The 18,168-nt window shown below is 71.6% G+C and carries 11 protein-coding genes, 1 tRNA gene and 1 pseudogene; 9 read left to right on the forward strand and 4 right to left on the reverse strand.

What is annotated here, in order from left to right:
* Positions 1-110: 110 nt before the first annotated feature.
* From ABZ845_RS07635 to ABZ845_RS07645, 3 genes are read left to right on the forward strand one after another with little or no spacing between them, the layout of a single operon-like run.
* On the forward strand, positions 111-590 hold the full coding sequence (locus ABZ845_RS07635) for a septum formation initiator family protein (RefSeq protein WP_360974233.1): 480 nt from the start codon (positions 111-113) through the stop codon (positions 588-590).
* 48 nt (positions 591-638) lie between these two features.
* Entirely contained in the window at positions 639-1,244 is a 606-nt protein-coding gene (locus tag ABZ845_RS07640) for a DUF501 domain-containing protein (protein WP_360974236.1), read from the forward strand.
* Positions 1,241-2,194: a Ppx/GppA phosphatase family protein gene (locus tag ABZ845_RS07645; RefSeq protein WP_360974238.1), complete on the forward strand. Its 954-nt coding sequence runs from the start codon at positions 1,241-1,243 to the stop codon at positions 2,192-2,194. Before ABZ845_RS07640 ends, ABZ845_RS07645 begins: the two co-directional genes overlap by 4 nt.
* Positions 2,195-2,296: 102 nt before the next feature.
* On the opposite strand, the pseudogene ABZ845_RS07650 reads toward ABZ845_RS07645, so the two are convergent.
* Positions 2,297-2,386, reverse strand: a pseudogene (locus ABZ845_RS07650) (prevent-host-death protein); the annotation flags it as partial.
* Between the two features lie 448 nt (positions 2,387-2,834).
* Between ABZ845_RS07650 and ABZ845_RS07655 the strand changes: the two are divergent.
* Positions 2,835-4,220 (forward strand): NAD(P)/FAD-dependent oxidoreductase, encoded by a 1,386-nt coding sequence (locus tag ABZ845_RS07655; RefSeq protein ID WP_360974241.1) that lies wholly within the window; start codon positions 2,835-2,837, stop codon positions 4,218-4,220.
* A gap of 306 nt (positions 4,221-4,526) precedes the next feature.
* Positions 4,527-5,819, forward strand: a complete 1,293-nt coding sequence (locus tag ABZ845_RS07660) for a cyclopropane-fatty-acyl-phospholipid synthase family protein (RefSeq protein ID WP_360974244.1) — start codon at positions 4,527-4,529, stop codon at positions 5,817-5,819.
* 85 nt (positions 5,820-5,904) lie between these two features.
* Here ABZ845_RS07660 and ABZ845_RS07665 read toward each other — a convergent pair whose 3' ends face one another.
* Complete coding sequence (locus ABZ845_RS07665) at positions 5,905-8,436, reverse strand: FtsX-like permease family protein (RefSeq protein WP_360974247.1); 2,532 nt, start codon at positions 8,434-8,436, stop codon at positions 5,905-5,907.
* 87 nt (positions 8,437-8,523) lie between these two features.
* Positions 8,524-9,294: an ABC transporter ATP-binding protein gene (locus tag ABZ845_RS07670; protein ID WP_360974250.1), complete on the reverse strand. Its 771-nt coding sequence runs from the start codon at positions 9,292-9,294 to the stop codon at positions 8,524-8,526.
* A gap of 426 nt (positions 9,295-9,720) precedes the next feature.
* Between ABZ845_RS07670 and ABZ845_RS07675 the strand changes: the two genes are divergently transcribed.
* Positions 9,721-9,806 (forward strand) — tRNA-Leu (locus ABZ845_RS07675).
* A 91-nt stretch (positions 9,807-9,897) separates the two neighbouring features.
* On the opposite strand, the gene ABZ845_RS07680 is transcribed toward ABZ845_RS07675, so the two are convergent.
* Positions 9,898-10,707, reverse strand: coding sequence for a universal stress protein (locus ABZ845_RS07680; RefSeq protein ID WP_360974253.1), 810 nt, complete (start codon positions 10,705-10,707; stop codon positions 9,898-9,900).
* A gap of 256 nt (positions 10,708-10,963) precedes the next feature.
* Here ABZ845_RS07680 and ABZ845_RS07685 point away from each other — a divergent pair, with 256 nt between their 5' ends.
* From ABZ845_RS07685 to ABZ845_RS07695, 3 genes are all read left to right on the forward strand, one after another.
* Positions 10,964-13,897, forward strand: coding sequence for an AAA family ATPase (locus ABZ845_RS07685; RefSeq protein ID WP_360974256.1), 2,934 nt, complete (start codon positions 10,964-10,966; stop codon positions 13,895-13,897).
* A 103-nt stretch (positions 13,898-14,000) separates the two neighbouring features.
* Complete coding sequence (locus ABZ845_RS07690; protein WP_360974259.1) at positions 14,001-14,180, forward strand: hypothetical protein; 180 nt, start codon at positions 14,001-14,003, stop codon at positions 14,178-14,180.
* 102 nt (positions 14,181-14,282) lie between these two features.
* Entirely contained in the window at positions 14,283-18,161 is a 3,879-nt protein-coding gene (locus ABZ845_RS07695; protein WP_360974262.1) for a kelch repeat-containing protein, read from the forward strand.
* Positions 18,162-18,168 lie beyond the last annotated feature (7 nt).

Genomic DNA, 18,168 nt, shown 5'->3' on the forward strand with positions numbered 1-18,168 from the left:
GAGGCCGAGCGCAAGCGGAGTCACGCCTTAGCCAGTCGTCCGTACGTCCCCGTACTCGGTCCCGTACCGTGTGCGGGGACGTATGTACGTATGAAGGGGAGGCGGGAGACATGGCTGTGAAGGACCGTGACCGGTTCTCCACCGCGACCAGGCTGCGCCTGCTGGGAGAGCAGACCGCGGCCCGGGTCTACCGCTCCCAGACCAGACGACAGGCGCGCCGCTCCCGGCTCACCGGCCGGGCCGCGCTGCTCGCGCTCGTCCTGTGCTCGCTGATCGTGGCGCTGGCGTACCCGATAAGGCAGTACGTCTCCCAGCGCGCCGACATCGCGGACCTGCAACGGCAGCAGGCGAAGGCACGCCAACGCGTCGAACAGCTGCGCGACCTCAAGGCGCGCTGGCAGGACGACGCGTACGCGGAGCAGCAGATCCGGCTGCGGCTGCACTATGTGATGCCGGGGGAGACGGGGTACGTCGTGATCGACCCGGACGCGGCGGCCAAGCAGTCGAGCACGGACCGCACGACGGCGGCACGCCCCTGGTACACCAACATCTGGGACGGGATCGACAGGTCCGACAAGTCCGGCCACTGATCCGGACGAACCAGCGCACCGACACGAAAGACAGCCTGAAAGACACCCATGGAAACCCTTCCGCCGCCCACCCCGAGCACCGAGCCCACCGACGCGGACATCGACGCCATCAAGCAGCAACTCGGCCGTCCGCCGCGCGGGCTGCGCGCGATCGCGCACCGGTGCCCGTGCGGACAGCCGGACGTCGTGGAGACGGCGCCGCGGCTCCCCGACGGCACACCGTTCCCGACGACGTACTACCTGACCTGCCCGCGCGCCGCCTCCGCGATCGGCACGCTGGAGGCGAACGGCGTCATGAAGGAGATGACGGAGCGCCTGGCGGCCGACCCGGAACTGGCCGCCGCCTACCGGGCCGCGCACGAGGACTACATCGCGCGCCGCGACACCATCGAGGTGCTCCCGGGGTTCCCGAGCGCGGGCGGCATGCCGGACAGGGTGAAGTGCCTGCATGTGCTCGTGGCGCACTCCCTGGTCGCGGGCCCGGGCGTCAACCCGCTGGGCGACGAGGCGATCGCCATGCTGCCCGAGTGGTGGCGCAAGGGGTCGTGCGTGATCCCCGGGGGTCCGCGGTCCGGTGACGACTGCCAGGTGGAGACGACCGACACCGGATGGCCGGGGACCGGGCCCGCCGGCTCGGGGGAGGACGACGAATGACACGCGTGGCCGCCGTCGACTGCGGCACCAACTCCATCCGCCTCCTGGTCGCGGACGCCGACCCGGCCACCGGTGAACTCGTCGAGCTGGACCGGCGGATGACGATCGTGCGGCTCGGGCAGGGCGTGGACCGGACCGGACGGCTCGCTCCTGAGGCGCTGGAGCGCACGTTCGCCGCCTGCCGGGAGTACGCGGAAGTCATCAAGGAGCACGGCGCCGAGAGGCTCCGCTTCGTCGCGACGTCCGCCTCCCGCGACGCGGAGAACCGGGACGAATTCGTCCGGGGGGTGCTGGAGATCCTCGGTGTCGAGCCCGAGGTCATCTCCGGTGACCAGGAGGCGGAGTTCTCCTTCACGGGCGCCACCCGGGAACTGGCGGGCCGTACGGACCTCGCCGGACCCTTCCTGGTCGTGGACATCGGCGGCGGCTCCACGGAGTTCGTCGTCGGCGAGGAGCATGTGCGTGCCGCGCGGTCCGTCGACATCGGCTGTGTGCGTATGACGGAGCGCCACCTCGTGCACGACGGCGCCGTCTCCGATCCGCCGACCCCGGAGGAGATCGCGGCCATACGGTCCGACGTAGAGGCGGCGCTGGACCTCGCCGAGCAGACGGTCCCGCTGCGCGAGGCGCGGACGCTGGTCGGTCTCGCGGGCTCGGTCACGACGCTCTCGGCGATCGCCCAGGACCTCCCGGAGTACGACTCCACGCGGATCCACCACTCCCGGATCTCCGCCGAACGCGTCCGCGAGATCACAGGTGCGCTGCTGCGCTCCACGCACGCCGAACGCGCGGCGATCCCCTCCATGCACCCGGGCCGCGTGGACGTGATCGGCGCGGGCGCCCTCGTTCTGCTCGCCATCATGGAACGAACCGGAGCCGCCGAGGTCGTGGTCAGCGAACACGACATCCTCGACGGCATCGCCTGGAGCGTGGCACCCGGCGACGAGTGACACTCCAGGTGCGGCGACCGCCCGGGCCGGTAGGCTCCGGGCGGCCCGTTGTCCGGATGTTCCGTTGTTCGGATGTTCCTGCGGTCCGGCGTTCCGGCGGCGGCCTTCGGCCGACATGGCTTCCGCTTCCTTGCCCGGCAGCACGTCGGCCGCTTGTTCCAGCACCTCGAAATCCGCGATCGGCACGACTGCGCGGCGCGGTGTACACGTGACGCGGGATCTACCGACCGGTAGCTTCTTTGGGCAGGTCGGGCGGCCTGTGAGCGGACCTCCGGGGTCTCCGGGGGCGTCCGAAGCACCCTCGCCAGAAACCTTCGTGAAGTTCTTCACAAGGAAATCGCCCCTGCTGGGGGACCTTTGGGGTTCGTTGGGCCATCCGGGGGGCTCAAGGGGGTCATGGAGGTGCTCACGCGAGCGGTTCCGAGGGTTCGTCCGGGGGCGTTGTAAAGGCCCGGTATGGATCCCCCGGGAGTCAGGACGGGCAGCTCACAGGGCCTTGACAATGGTTCGCACTACACTGCGGTTCCCCTGTGGCGCCATGACCTTGGTCACTTGGGTCGCGCAGTGTAGCAGACACCTCATCTAAGCTTGTGAAGGGGCGCACGAGCGACCCCCCGGGGGCGGGTGGATACTCGATGGCATGAGCACCACGGAGCGTCCCAGGATCCTCGTAGTAGGCGGTGGGTACGTAGGCCTGTACGCAGCTCGTCGCATTCTCAAGAAGATGCGCTACGGCGAGGCGACCGTCACGGTCGTCGACCCGCGCTCGTACATGACTTACCAGCCCTTCCTCCCCGAAGCCGCCGCCGGCAGCATCTCCCCGCGGCATGTCGTCGTCCCGCTGCGACGCGTGCTCCCCAAGGCGGAGGTCCTCACCGGCCGGGTCACCACCATCGACCAGGACCGCAAGGTCGCCACGATCGCCCCGCTGGTGGGCGAGGCGTACGAGCTGCCCTTCGACTACCTCGTCATCGCGCTCGGCGCGGTCTCCCGCACCTTCCCGATCCCCGGCCTCGCCGAGCAGGGCATCGGCATGAAGGGCATCGAGGAGTCCATCGGTCTGCGCAACCACGTGCTGGAGCAGCTCGACAAGGCCGACTCCACCACCGACGAGGAGATCCGCCGCAAGGCGCTCACCTTCGTCTTCGTCGGCGGCGGTTTCGCCGGCGCGGAGACCATCGGTGAGGTCGAGGACATGGCCCGCGACGCGGCCAAGTACTACAAGAACGTGTCCCGCGAGGACATGCGCTTCGTCCTCGTCGACGCCGCCGACAAGATCCTCCCCGAGGTCGGTCCGAAGCTCGGCCAGTACGGCAAGGAGCACCTCGAGGGCCGCGGTGTCGAGGTCTACCTCTCCACCTCCATGGAGTCCTGCGTGGACGGCCACGTGGTGCTGAAGAACGGCCTCGAGGTCGACTCCAACACCATCGTGTGGACGGCCGGCGTCAAGCCGAACCCGGCCCTCGCCCGCTTCGGCCTCCCGCTGGGCCCGCGCGGTCACGTGGACACCGCCGCCACGCTTCAGGTCCAGGGCACCGACTACATCTGGGCCGCGGGCGACAACGCCCAGGTTCCGGACATGGTCGGCCGCAAGGCGGGCAACGAGAACGCCTGGTGCCCGCCGAACGCCCAGCACGCTCTGCGCCAGGCCAAGGTGCTCGGCGACAACGTGGTCTCCGGTATGCGGGGCTTCCCGCAGAAGGAGTACAGCCACGCGAACAAGGGCGCGGTGGCGGGCCTCGGCCTCCACAAGGGCGTCGCGATGATCGTCATGGGCAATATGAAGATCAAGCTCCGCGGTCGTCTGGCGTGGTACATGCACCGCGGCTACCACGGTCTGGCCATGCCGACCTGGAACCGGAAGATCCGGATCTTCGCCGACTGGACGCTGGGCATGTTCCTCAAGCGCGAGGTCGTCTCGCTCGGCGCGATCGAGTCGCCGCGCGAGGAGTTCTACGAGGCCGCCAAGCCGGCGCCGGTCGCCGCCGCGCCGGTCAAGACCGAGGAGAAGGCCAAGGCGTCCTGACGCCCGGTCACCGATCCAGCCGAAGGGCCTCCCGCCATCCGTGGTGCGGGGGGCCCTTCGGCATTCCCGTGCGGCGGCAGGAGGGTTCTTCGGCTCTCCCGTGCGGGATCAGCGGGATCATGGGCTGAGAGGCCCCGGCCCCGGGGACTTGCGTGGTGTATGCAGCTGTTTTTGCCGAGCCGTAACGCCAACGGGGGACTGCGGCCGGGCGCCGCAGGTGTTTTCGTGGTGGGGGACATTCCGAGACTCCCTTCCCCGAGCTCTCGACTCCGTTGAGCAGGGGACGCCCCATCGGAGGTGTGCACCATGGCCGATGCCGCGCCGCGGTTGAAGAGCCTCGTCGAACAGTTGCTGGGAGATCCACTCCCGGTGCGCATCCGCGCCTGGGACGGATCGGAGGCCGGTCCGCCCGGCGCACCGGTCCTCGTCGTACGCAACCGCCGCGCCCTGCGCCGCCTGCTGTGGAAGCCGGGCGAGTTGGGCCTGGTCCGCGCCTGGGTCGCCGGTGACCTGGGCATCGACGGAGACCTCTACTCCACCCTCGGTCTTCTCGCGGGACTCATCTGGGAGCGCGGCGACGACGCCCGTACCCTCGTCCAGGCCGTCCGCGACCCCGACGTCCGCGCCGCCGTCCGCGGCCTCGCCAGGATGGCCGGCCCCTTCCCGCCACCCCCGCCGCCCCCTGAGGAGGTCCGCAAGGCGCGCCGTCATCTGCACACCCGGCGCAGCGACAAGCAGGCCATCAGCCACCACTACGACGTGGGGAACGACTTCTACGAGCTCGTCCTGGGACCGTCCATGGTGTACTCGTGCGCCTACTGGAGCAGCCCCGACGGCACCCTCGAGGACGCGCAGCGCGACAAGCTCGAACTCGTCTGCCGCAAGCTCGACCTGAAGCCCGGCCAGCGGCTCCTCGACGTCGGCTGCGGCTGGGGCTCCATGGCCCTGCACGCGGCCCGTGAGCACGGGGTGAGCGTCGTGGGCGTCACCCTCTCCCAGGAGCAGGCCACGTACGCCCGCAAGCGGGTCGCGGAGGAGGGCCTGGCCGACCGCGTCGAGATCCGGGTGCAGGACTACCGGGATGTCGGCGACGGCCCGTACGACGCGATCTCCTCCATCGGCATGGCCGAACACGTGGGCGCGCAGCGGTACCTGCAGTACGCCTGCGATCTGTACCGCCTCCTCAAGCCGGGCGGGCGGCTGCTCAACCACCAGATCGCGCGGCGGCCCCAGCGGGACGAGACCACGTACAACGTGGACACGTTCATCGACGCGTACGTCTTCCCCGACGGGGAGCTCGCCCCCGTCGGCACCACGGTGACCCAGCTGGAGCGCGCCGGGTTCGAGGTCCGGGACGTCGAGTCGCTCAGGGAGCACTACGCCCTCACGCTGCGCCGCTGGGTCGCCGGTCTGGAGGCCGAGTGGGCGAGGGCGCAGCAGTTGACCAGCCCGGGCCGCGCTCGCGTCTGGCGGCTGTACATGGCGGCCTCGGCGCTCGCCTTCGAACGCAACCGCATCGGGGTCAACCAGGTCCTCGCGGTACGGACGCCAGGGCCGGGCGCATCCGGGATGCCATTGCGTGCCCGTACCTGGAACTGATCCACCGAGCACGTCCGACAGGACGGCAGGAGCCCCGCCCGGACGTCGAACGCCGGACGGGGCTCCTGCGGCATCGCCGCCGCCGCTACTCCGCCTTGATGGCGCTGAGCATGTTGAGACGGGCCGCGCGCCGGGCCGGCCACAGTGCGGCCAGTACGCCGACCAGTCCCGCGAGGAGCAGGAAGACGGCCATCCGGCCCCAGGGCAGCACCAGCTCGTACGTCGGCAGTGCCGTGCCGAGCAGTTTGCCCGCCGCCCAGCCGAAGAACACGCCCAGGCCGATGCCGAGCACTCCGCCGAAGAGCGAGATGACCAGGGACTCCAGCCGGACCATCCGCTTGATGCCCTTGCGGTCCAGGCCGATCGCGCGCAGCATCCCGATCTCCTGGGAGCGCTCGAAGACCGACATGGCCAGGGTGTTGATGACGCCGAGGACCGCCACGATCACGGCCATCGCCAGCAGGCCGTAGAGCATGTTCAGCATCAGCGTGAACACCTGGCCGATGGCGTTGGAGATGTCCTTCTTGTCCTGGATCTTGATGGCCGGGTTGTCTCCGAGCGCCTTCACCAGCGCGTCCTTGGCGGAAGCCGTGGCGCCCGACGAGGTCTTGACCATGATCTGGCGGTCGGACGGGTCGCTCTGGTGCGGGGAGAGCGTGGCGTTGTCCAGCATGATGCCGCGCATCATCTCGGTGCTCTGGTAGACGCCGGACACCGTCATCTGCCGCTTCGCGCCGTCCTCGAACGCCAGCGTGAACCGGGAACCCGCCTTCCAGTGGTGGTCCTTGGCGGTCTCGTCGTCCACGACGGCCCGGGAGCCGCCGACCTCGAAGGTGCCGCTGTCCAGGGTCAGGTTGGTCAGCTTGGCGATGTTCGCACCGTTGACACCGGTCAGATACTCGGAGGACCGGCCGTCGACGCGGGAGGGCGCGCCCCGCAGCGGGCTGGTCGCGGTCACGCCCGCGGCGGACGCCAGGGCCCTCTCGACGCCGGGCGCGAGGTTGTTGTCGTTCGCCATGGACACCACGTAGTCCGCCTTGATCGCGGAGGACGCCTTCTTGTCGATCGCCTGCTGGAGGCTGCCCGCCATCACCGTCAGACCGGTGATCAGGGTCAGGCCGATCATCAGCGCGGAGGCGGTCGCGGCGGTACGGCGCGGGTTGCGCACCGAGTTCTGCCGGGCGAGCTTTCCGGAGATGCCGAACACCCGCATGAGCGGCGCGGCAGCGGCGATGAGCGGTCGGGACAGCAGCGGGGTGAGCACGAAGACGCCGATGACCAGGAGCGCGGCGCCGAGACCCATCGGGCCCTTGGCGTCCGAGGCGCTGAGCGTGGTGCCGTACAGGACGGCGACGACGCCCGCCGAGGCGAGCAGGGCGCCGATGGTGTTCCGCAGCACCAGGGACTTGGTGGTGGCCTTGGCGTGGACGCTGCTCATCGCGGCCACAGGCGGGATCTTCGCGGCGCGGCGGCCCGGCAGCCAGGCCGCCAGCATGGTGATCAGGACGCCGACGGCGAGGGCCGCGAGGATCGTGCCCGGGGCGATGACGAGCGGGCCGTCCGGGACCGTGCCGCCGAACTGGCCCACCAGGGCGCGCAGTCCGGCGCCGATACCGATGCCCGCCACCAGACCGGTGACAGCCGCGACCGCGCCGACCACGAACGCCTCGATGAGCACGGACCGCGTGACCTGCCGACGGGAGGCGCCGACGGCGCGCAGCAGGGCGAGTTCCTTGGTGCGCTGGGCGACCAGCATGGTGAAGGTGTTGGCGATGATGAAGGTGCCGACGAACAGCGAGATCCCCGCGAAGGCCAGCAGCGCGGTGCGCATGCCGCTGGTGGCGTCGGCGATCTGCTTCGCCTGGTCGTCGGCGAGCTGCTGGCCCGTGGTGGTGTAGGCGGTGTCCTTGGGGATGATCCCGTCGAGGGCGTTGCGCAGCGCGATCTGGCTGGTGCCGGAGGCCGCCTTCACATCGATCTCGTCGTACGCGCCGGGCTTGTGGAACAGACGCTGGGCGGTGGCCGTGTCGAAGAGCGCGAGGCTGCCACCCGCGGCGACATTGCCGTCGTCGGTGGTGAAGACGCCGGCGATCCGCGGGGTCAGGACCGGGCCGTCGACCGAGATCCGCACGGTGTCGCCGACGTTGTATCCGGCGCGCCGGGCCGTCTCGGAGTCTATGAGGACCTCGCCCACGCCCTTCGGGGCGTGCCCGTGGACGAGCGGATAGCGGCGGTCCTTGGCCCCCCAGTAGTTCCCGCCCTGCGAGCGGAATCCGCCGCCGATGAGCTTGCCGTCCTTGTCGGCGATGGCGGTGAAGCCGCTCACGACGCCGATGGCGCTGTCGGCGCCCTGCGCCTTGGCGGCCTTGTCGAGGAGGGCCTGCGTCAGCTGGGGCTGCTTGGCGACCTTGTCCCCGGTGTCCGCGGCGCCCTCCGGCTGGATGGCCACGTCCACCTGGTCGAATCCCTTGGCGGAACTCTTCTGGTAGGCCTGGGAGATGGTGTCGGTGAACACCAGGGTGCCCGACACGAACGCCACGCCGAGCATTACGGCGAGCACGGTCATGAGCAGCCTGGCCTTGTGCGTGAGCACGTTGCGCAAGGCGGTACGGAACATGTGTCTTTCCAGGGCAGGATTGTGCGACGGGTGGGATGGGGGCGCTCGGCGGCGCGTGGGGTGATCCGGGGGCCGGGGCGAGCGGCCTCAGCTGGTGCGGCCCTTGGCGTCGAAACGCTTCATCCGGTCCAGCACCGCCTCCGCGTCCGGCTCGTGCAGCTCGTCGACGATCCGCCCGTCCGCCAGGAAGACGACCCGGTCCGCGTAGGCCGCCGCCACCGGGTCATGGGTGACCATCACCACCGTCTGCCCGAGCTCGCGTACCGAGTTGCGCAGAAAGCCCAGCACCTCGGCGCCCGAGCGCGAGTCCAGGTTTCCGGTGGGCTCGTCACCGAAGATGATCTCCGGCTTGGAGGCCAGCGCCCGCGCCACCGCGACGCGCTGCTGCTGACCGCCGGACAGCTGCGAGGGCCGGTGGCTCAGCCGCCCGGACAGCCCGATCATCTGGATCACGAGGTCCAGCCACGCCTTGTCCGGCTTGCGGCCCGCGATGTCCATCGGCAGCGTGATGTTCTCCAGCGCGGTCAGGGTCGGCAGCAGGTTGAACGCCTGGAAGATGAAGCCGATCTTGTCCCGGCGCAGCTTGGTGAGCTGCTTGTCCTTCAGCGTGCCCAGTTCCGTGTCACCGATGCGGACGGAACCGGACGAGAAGGAGTCGAGCCCGGCCACGCAGTGCATCAGTGTCGACTTGCCCGAGCCCGAGGGCCCCATGATCGCCGTGAACTGTGCCTGCTGGAAGTCGACGGTGACGCGGTCGAGGGCCACCACCTGGGTCTCGCCCTGTCCGTAGACCTTCGACAGTTCCGTGGCGCGGGCAGCCACGGTGGTGGTCCGGTCGGCGAGGGGAGTGCTGGTCACGGGGGGATGCTCCTGTCGGGACGACGGTGAAGAGGACCGTTCCATCGTCGTTCGCGATGCGCCGCCTGTAGTCAGCCGCTGCTCCCGTTCGGAGGGCCGTCTCGAGTCGGACCGGGCCCCTGCCGGTCATACCTGGGGATGACGCCCTACCCCCACGGGTTCCCCGGGACCCGTCCTGGCCGGAAAGCGGTTGGTCATGCCGGAACGCGGAGCACCGACAGCTCTCCTTCAAGGCGGTGAAATTCCGTCATTCCGCATACATGAGCCGTCGTCACCCGAAACGCTAGTGGCAAGTGCGGACGGCCCCTACCAGGGGCTGATGCCCCCTCAGGCATCAATAAAATAAGACAACATCGCGTCGCCTGGCCCCTGTTCGGGTGATGCACGCCGATAGGCTCGGAGTGCTTGATGCCTGGCCCACGGCCTGCCCGGATGGTGGAATGCAGACACGGCGAGCTTAAACCTCGCTGCCCCTCGCGGGCGTACCGGTTCAAGTCCGGTTCCGGGCACCACCCGTACCTGCGGGCCGGCCCCGGCCAGGGCGCCGATCACGGCCGTCGGGACGGGAAGAGCTCATGGGACGGGCGTCCCGCACCGCATGGGTCATGGCTTGCCGCGGACGACGGTGACCGGGCAGTGCGCGTGGTGCAGCAGCGCCTGGCTCACCGAGCCCAGGAGCAGTCCGGCAAAGCCGCCACGCCCTCTCGCTCCGACGACCAGGAGCTGGGCAGTTTTGCTCGCCTCGATCAATACCTCGCGGGTTTCGCCGCCCACCACGTCTTGTCTGACCGTGACGTCCGGATACGTCTCCGTGCGGCCGGCGAGTGCCTGGGCCAGCAGACGCTCCGCGCCCTCGGGGCTCCCGCCGGGAGGCGCGTAGTCCGGCAGCCACGCGTGCACAGCCACGATCCCGGTACCGCGCAACGTCGCCTCGGCAAAGGCGAAGTCGACCGCCTTGTCGCCGGCCGGGGAGCCGTCGACACCCAGCACGATCGGTCCGGCGTCGACCGGCTTCTCGCGGACCACCATCACCGGACACAGACCGTGGGAGGCCAGGGACACCGCCGTTGATCCCAGCAGCATGCCGATGAAACCGCCCATACCCCGGGAGCCGACGACCACCAGGTCCGCGGCTCGCGACTCGGCCTCCAGCACCGCCACCGCGTCGCCGGTCGCCATGGCCTCGGTGACCTCCACCTCGGGCGCAACGCTCCGGGCATGCTGCGCGGCCTCGTGCACCAGGCGATCGAGCGGTGACGGGTCCAGCGGCGCATACATCGGCCTGACAGGCCAGCTGAAGGCGTGCACCACACGCAGCTCCGCATGACGCCGCCGGGCTTCCGTGGCGGCCTCCGCCACCGCGTCCAGACTCGACGACGAGCCATCCACTCCTACGACGACCAGCCTGCCCACCACTCCTCCATTGCTCGCCCCGGCTTCCAAGCCTGCCCCCGGCGCTGCGTTGCTGCCATCCGGCCAGGCCCTGGCAGCGGTGGTGAACCGATCGGTCTCCATCGATGGCGGCGCTCACCCGGCCCATCGAAGTCTCCGTTCACCGACGTTGCTCCGAGCGAAGGAATCCGCCCGCAACGGGCGCGCAGCACACCAGGACGAGGGCCGGAAAGGGCGACCTGCAGAATGGGTGCACCGGGACGGATCGGAGACGCGGATGAGTGCAGCGGAGGATGCCGGCACGCCGGCACGCCGTCCCGGCCTCGCCGTACCCCGGCTGGTGGGCCGCGAGCGCGACCTATCGTCGCTCGACCAGGCTCTCGACGAGCGGCCGGCCCTCGTCGTGGTCGCGGGTGAGGCGGGGATCGGGAAGACCCGGCTGCTCCACGAGCTCCTGCGGCGGCGCCGGGAGACGGCGCTGGTCGCGGTGTGCCCGCCGTTCCGGGAGCCATACACGCTCGGCCCGGTCGTCGACGGCGTACGCCGGCTGACCGAGCGCGTCGCCGGCCTGCCGCTCACCGGACTGGCGGGGGCGCTGCGGCCGGTCTTCCCGGAATGGGCGGATCAGCTCCCGCCCGCGCCCGGGCCGCTGCCCGACGCCGCGTCCGCCCGGCACCGGCTGCTGCGCGCACTCGTCGAGCTCATCGACGCCCTCGGCGTCGGGCTGCTCGTGGTGGAGGACGCCCACTGGGCCGACGAGACCACGCTCGAGCTTCTGCTGTTCCTGCGAGCCCGGCGGGAGCGGGGCCCGCGTCTCGTCCTCACCCACCGGCCCGAGGACGTCCGCCCGGAGTCCCTGCTGCGCCGGCTGGTCGCGCAGTCCGGCGTAACCCGTGTGGAACCCGGGCCCCTGGACACCGCCGGGACAGCGGACCTGGTGTCCTCGATGCTCGGCGGGGAGCCGGTCTCGGTGGAGTTCGCCGAGTTCCTCCACGGCCACACGGACGGGCTGCCGCTCGCGATCGAGGAGTCGGTCCGTCTGCTCTACGACCGCGCGGACCTGGTCTGTGAGAACGGCGCGTGGCTGCGGCGCGACGTCGAGGAGCTCGACGTGCCGCCCAGCATCCGTGACGCCGTGCTCGAACGGACCTCCCGCCTCGGGCCCGCGGCCGGCGCGGTGCTGGCCGCGCTCGCCGTGCTCGAGGGTGAGCGGTCTCCGGTGCTCGTCGCCGAGGTCGCCGGCATACCCGTGCAAGAGGCGGAGAACGGTCTGGCCGAGGCCCTCGCCGGCGGGCTGCTGCACGAGGAGCGCGATGCCCGGGTGGGGTTCCGTCACGTGCTGGCCGCGCGCAGTGTCTACCACGCCCTCGGCGCCATTCAGCGCAGCCGCCTCCACTTCCGCGCCGGGGAAGCCCTCGAGGGGGAGCCGGTACGCCGCGTCGCCGAGCTGTCCCGGCACTTCCGGGAGGCGGGCGACCCGCACCGCTGGGCGGCGTACGCCGAGCAGGCGGCGGACCACGCGATTTCGTCGGGCGACCCGCGTACAGCGTTCGGGCTGCTCCTCGACCTCCTTGCCGGCGGCGCCGTCCGTGGCGCGGAAGTGTCTCGTCTGGTGCAGCGCATGCCGTTGTACGCCGCATCCGGAAACGGGCCGCTGCGCGAGCTCGTCGCCGTGCTGCGTGAGACCGCCGCCGGTGAACTCACGTCCGAGGAGCGGACCGAGACCACCTGGCAGCTGGCGCGGCTGATGTTCCACGTCGGTGATGTGGAGGCCGCCTCGGTAGAGATGGAGCGGGCCGTGCCGGGGCTGGTCCAGGAGCGGCCGGGCGCCGCGGTCCACGCGATGATGATGCTCGCTCGCCCGGTCGGTACCGCGCGGCCCGCGGCGCATCACCGAGCCTGGCTCGAGCACGCCGGGCGTCTCATCGAGGCCCGGCCCGGTCCGTCGCCCGAGGAGCGGCTCTCCTTTCTTATGGACCGCGCCGCCACGCTCCTGGTACTCGGCGACCCCGCCGGCTGGGCGGCAGCGCGTGACCTGCCGGTCGAGGGGGAGACCCCAGGCGAGGTGCTGCAGCGCGCCCGGGGGTTCGCCAACCTCGGTGAGGCGGCGATGCTGTGGGGCCGCTACGACGACGCCCGGCGCCGGCTCGAAGCGGCCGCCGCCCTGGCCGAGGAGCACCAGCACCTGCGCCTGCGCGACCTCGTCGGGGCGACCCTCGCCCACCTCGACTGGCTCACCGGCGACTGGGCGGCCCCGATGGAGTGGGGGTCCTTGGCACTTGACGCCGACGAACCCGTGTTGCGCGCTGACGCACTGCTGCTGGCCGGCCTGCTCGACGTCGCTCGCGGCGACCACCGGCGGGCACAGGAGCGGGTCCGCGCCGCCATCGAGGCCGGGCGTCCGCGCGGCCCCGCCGACGGGTCCCGCGATCCGTCCGCCGTGCTCGCACGGCTGGCGCTCGCCGCCGGTCACCCCGCAGAGGCACTGGCCGCCACCGATGCCGCCTGGCGGCTCGTCGAGGCCAAGGGACTCTGGCTCTGGGCCGCCGAGATCGCCCCGCTCCGGGTCCGCGCCCTGCTCGAAGACGGACGCGCCGGGGAGGCCGTCCGCGCGGCCGAGGCCTTCGCGGCGGGCACACGAGACCTGGATGCGCCGGTGGCTACGGCAGCCCGCCGACTGACCGCGGCCCTGCTCGCCCGTGCCGGCGGTGACCTCGCCGGCGCCGCCGGGCTCTTCGAGGAGGCGGGCGCCGCCTGGGCCGCCCTTCCGAGACCGTACGACGCCCTGCTGGCCCGCGAGGCGGCGGCCGGCTGTCACCTCGCCGTCGGCGAGCGGGACCGGGCCGTCGGCCTGCTCCGCGAGGTCTTCGGCGGCCTCACCGCCCTCGGCGCGACCGAGGACGCGGACCGGGTGCGGCGTACCCTCGCGGACGAGGGGGTCCGGGCCGGAGCGCGGTCGGGCCGGCCCGGCTACGGCGACCAGTTCTCGCCGCGTGAACTCGACGTGGTGCGCCTGCTCGTCGAGGGCCGGACCAGCGCGCAGATCGCCCGCGTTCTCGGGCTCTCGCCCCGCACCGTCGAGAAGCACGTCCACTCCGCGATGCGTAAACGGCAAGCGCCCTCGCGCACCGCGCTCGCCGTCGCCGCCGTGGAGTCGGGTGACGTGCCGCTGCCGGGGAACGTGCCGCAGCCGCCGACTTCGACGGGGTAGCCACGGGTGACCGTGCGGGAGTTTCCCGGGTAGTTCTGCCCATTGCCGTGTGATCGCCGTGCCGCGTTCACTGCTGGCTCTGGGACAGAACGGAGCAGCCACGATGACTTCTGGCAACGGCGCCGAACGGTCCGGCGAGGAGCCGGCGTTCGGCCCCGTCGACGGTTCCCTCGAGGATTCCGCCGACGGTCAGGACACCACCGTCGATCCGGCCCCGACGGCAGGCGCGGACGGGCCGCGCGAGTACCGGCGGAAGACGGGCGTGGAGTACCGGCCGGTCTGACCAGCACCCCACTCGAGTCGGCCCGGCCGACGCACACTTCCGAGAAGAGCGATGCACAGACCAATACGCATATGGGCCGCTGTGACGGCGGTCGCTTGCGCGGTGGCGTCAGGCCTGATGGCCGGCGCCCCGGCGCAAGCGGCGCCCACCCCGGCCGGCGGCACCCCGCAGAGCACAGCGACCTACAAGCCCGCCGGATGCGCCGTCCCCCTGCCTGCCTCCGAGCAGAAGGGTGACGCGCCCTACGCCACCTGCGACCTCATGGGCGTGACCAACACTCACGGCGCCTTGGCCGCGGGCTCGTCCACCCCGCCCGCGAACGCCCTCACCCCGAACGACATGAGGGCGGCCTACCATCTGCCCACGGGCGGCTCGGGCGAGACGGTCGCCATCGTCGACGCCGGCGGCTACGCGACCGCCGAGGCCGATCTGGCCGTCTACCGCGGCACCTACGGCCTTCCCGCGTGCACGACGGCGAACGGCTGCTTCACCAAGCTCGACCAGAACGGCGGCCACAACCTCCCGCCCGAGGACGCCGACTGGTCCATGGAGACCGCGCTCGACCTCGACGCAGTCTCCGCGGCCTGCCCGCAGTGCCACATCCTGCTCGTCGAGGCCGACTCCGCCGGCGTCGACGACCTCGGCCAGGCCGAGAACACCGCCGCCGCCCACCACCCCGTGGCCATCTCCAACTCCTACGGCATCCCCGGAGAGGGGGGCAGCCTCGCGACGGCGTACGACCACGACTACGACCACCCCGGTATCGCTGTCACGGCATCCAGCGGCGACTACGGCAACATCGTCAACTGGCCGGCGTCGAACGGGAACGTCGTCGCCGTCGGCGGGACGACGCTGACCCGCGACGGCACCACCGCCCGCGGCTGGACCGAGGCGGCCTGGGACAGAGGCGGCTCGGGCTGCTCGAGCGTCGAGCCGAAGCCGGCGTACCAGCAGGGCCTCGACACCGGCTGCGACAGGCGTGCCATCGCCGACGTGTCCGCGGACGCCGATCCGGCCACCGGCCTCGGCATCTACAACTCGAACCCCGCCGTCGGCGGCTGGCTCCAGGTCGGCGGCACTTCGCTCTCCTCGCCGCTCGTCGCCGCGATGTACGCCCTCGCGGGCACCCCGACGCCCGGCACCTACCCGGTGACCTACCCGTACAACGACACGAACGCCGGTGACCTCACCGACGTCACCGCCGGCTCCGACGGCTACTGCGGCAACCAGCTCTGCAACGCCCGCAAGGGCTGGGACGGTCCGACCGGGCTCGGCTCGCCCGCCGGTGTCGGCGCGTTCCGCCAGGGCCCGCACGGTCTGGTCACCGGTACCGTGCGCGGCACCGGCTCGAGAACGGCCAACGGCCCGGTCCCGGGCGCTTCCGTCACCGCCACCGACGCGGACGGCCGCAGCTACACCGCGAAGACCGAGGCGTCGGGCGGCTACACGATCGCCCCCGCGCCGGGCGACTACACCCTGACCGTCGCGCGGTTCGGCTACGCGACGGCCACCACCACGCTGAAGGTCACCGAGGGGCTCACGGCGAAGAAGTCCTTCACGCTGCGCGCCCTGCCCACCCACCTCGTCTCCGGGGCCGTCACCGACGCGTCGGGCCACGGCTGGCCGCTCGCCGCGACGATCACCGTCGACGGCTACCCCGGCGGCGCGGTGGACACCGACCCGGTCACCGGCCGGTACGCCGTCCGGCTGCCGGACGACGGGAACTACAAGCTGCACGTCTCGTCGACCCTGCCGGGCTACAGGACGGCGGACGACACCGTCGCAGTCGGCACCGGCGACGTACGCCGCAACGTGTCGCTGCCCGTGGACGCGAGCGCCTGCACCACGCTCGGCTACCGCTTCGGATACGACGGCACCACGACCGACTTCGAGGGCTGGGCCGGCGCAACGCCGCAGCATGGCTGGACGGTCACCGACGACAGCGGCTCCGGGATCACCTGGCGCTTCGACGACCCGGGCCACTACGGCAACGACACCGGCGGCACCGGCCGGTTCGCCGAGGTCGACTCCCGCGACGGCGGCGTCGACACCGAGGAGACGACCAGCCTGGTCTCGCCGGCGCTCGACCTGAGCGGCGATGCCACCCCGATCGTCTCCTTCGACAACTCCTTCATGTCACCCCGCTACAACTCCAACGCCTACGTCGAGGTCAGCGTCGACGGCGGCCGGACCTGGACCTCGGTCTGGCACATGGCCCGCACGATCTCCTACGGCCCCGAGGCCGTCGCGCTCCCCCAGGCCGCCGGCAAGAGCGACGTGCGGGTCCGGTTCCGGTACGACGCGGTCCACTCGTGGTTCTGGAAGGTCGACGACGTCTTCATCGGCAACCGCTCCTGCGATGCCGCCTCGGGCGGGCTCGTGGCCGGCGCCGTCGATGACGCCAACACCGGCAAGGCACTCTCCGGCGCCACCGTCAGCGTGGCCGGCACCCCGACGGCCACGACGGCCGACGGCGCCTACGAGCTCTTCGCGCCCGCTTCGGCCGCCGACAGTTCCGGCCGGACCACGCTGGGAGTCATGGACGGCGCGTACACGGACTCGACCGCGAAGGTCCCCGTCGCCCGCGACCAGGTCACCCGCAAGGACTGGGGCCTGGGTGCCGGCCGGCTCAGCGTCTCGGGCGGCTCACCGCAGGTCACCGAGCCGCTGGGCCGGTCGGCGTACCGCACCGTGACGTTGCGCAACACCGGCACGGCACCCGTCCACGTCGTCCTCGACCCGCAGGACGGCTCCTACACGCCGGACTCGCACCCGGGGCAGGCGGGCAAGCCCGCCACCGGCGCACCGGTCCGGCACGCCGGTGGCGACTTCACCCGTGGGTCGCTGCTCGCCGGTGACACGCACGGAGGCGGGGTACCGACGGGCCCGACCGGCGCGACGACCGTGGCGGGCGCCACCGCGTGGACGACCGCCGATGTCCTCCCGACACCGGTAATGGACAGCGGCACGGTGACACTCGACGGGAAGGTCTACGTGTTCGGCGGGACCGACGGCGCGAACCTGCTGTTCAAGGCCTACGTCCACGACCCGGCCACCGGCGGTTGGCAGCGGCTGGCGAACATGCCGGAGAAGCTGGAGAAGCCCGGCGTGGAGGCGGTCGACGGCGAGATCTACGTCGTCGGCGGCTGGGACAGCAACCGCAACGCCTCGACCGCGGCGTACCGCTACGACCCGAAGCACGACTCGTGGTCCTCGGTGGCGTCGCTCCCCGCGGGCGTCGTCGCGGGCGGCACGGCGGTCCTCGGCGGCCGGCTCTATGTGGTCGCCGGCTGCGGCGGCAACTGCTTCCCGGCCTCGCAGGCGACCTACGTCTACGATCCCAGGGCCAACACCTGGAGCCAGGTGGCGAACTACCCGATCACCGACTCGTGGTTCTCCTGCGCCGGCATCGACGGCCAGGTCGTGTGCGCCGGCGGGACCGATCCGGTCAGCGGCAAGGAGACGACGGCGACGTACGCCTTCGATCCGGTCACCGGCGCGTGGACTGCGCGGGCCGACCTGCCGTACCCGAACTGGGCGATGGCCTCTGCCTCTTCCGGCGGGCGGCTTCAGCTGGTCAGCGGTGTCACCGGCGGACAGCTGACCAACCAGGCCGAGGAGTACGACCCGGTCACCGACTCCTGGTCGGCCCTGCCGACGGCCGACGCGATGGTCTACCGCGGCAGCGGCGCCTGCGGACTGTACGTCGTCGGCGGTGCGAACGCGGGCAGCGATCCGGTCACCGGCGTCGAGCAGCTGCCGGGGTACGGCGACTGCGGCAGCTCGGGCGCCGCCCCCTGGCTGTCGGCGCCGCACACCGTCACCGTCGCCCCGGGCGCCGCGGTGATGGTACGAGTCACCCTGAACGCGGGCGAGGTCGACCGGGCCGGCACGTACACGAGCGGTCTGACCGTCGACACCGACTCGCCGTACGCCGTCCCGGCGCTCGCCGCCACGATGAAGGTGACCGGCACGCACTGACCGCGGA

Source organism: Streptomyces sp. NPDC047022 (genome assembly GCF_040644155.1).
Lineage (GTDB): Bacteria > Actinomycetota > Actinomycetes > Streptomycetales > Streptomycetaceae > Streptomyces.

Coding starts and splice junctions, on each gene's coding strand:
- ABZ845_RS07635 (WP_360974233.1), top strand. CDS start 111: ATGGCTGTGAAGGACCGTGACCGGTTCTCCACCGCGACCAGGCTGCGC.
- ABZ845_RS07640 (WP_360974236.1), top strand. CDS start 639: ATGGAAACCCTTCCGCCGCCCACCCCGAGCACCGAGCCCACCGACGCG.
- ABZ845_RS07645 (WP_360974238.1), top strand. CDS start 1,241: ATGACACGCGTGGCCGCCGTCGACTGCGGCACCAACTCCATCCGCCTC.
- ABZ845_RS07655 (WP_360974241.1), top strand. CDS start 2,835: ATGAGCACCACGGAGCGTCCCAGGATCCTCGTAGTAGGCGGTGGGTAC.
- ABZ845_RS07660 (WP_360974244.1), top strand. CDS start 4,527: ATGGCCGATGCCGCGCCGCGGTTGAAGAGCCTCGTCGAACAGTTGCTG.
- ABZ845_RS07665 (WP_360974247.1), bottom strand. CDS start 8,436: ATGTTCCGTACCGCCTTGCGCAACGTGCTCACGCACAAGGCCAGGCTG.
- ABZ845_RS07685 (WP_360974256.1), top strand. CDS start 10,964: ATGAGTGCAGCGGAGGATGCCGGCACGCCGGCACGCCGTCCCGGCCTC.
- ABZ845_RS07690 (WP_360974259.1), top strand. CDS start 14,001: ATGACTTCTGGCAACGGCGCCGAACGGTCCGGCGAGGAGCCGGCGTTC.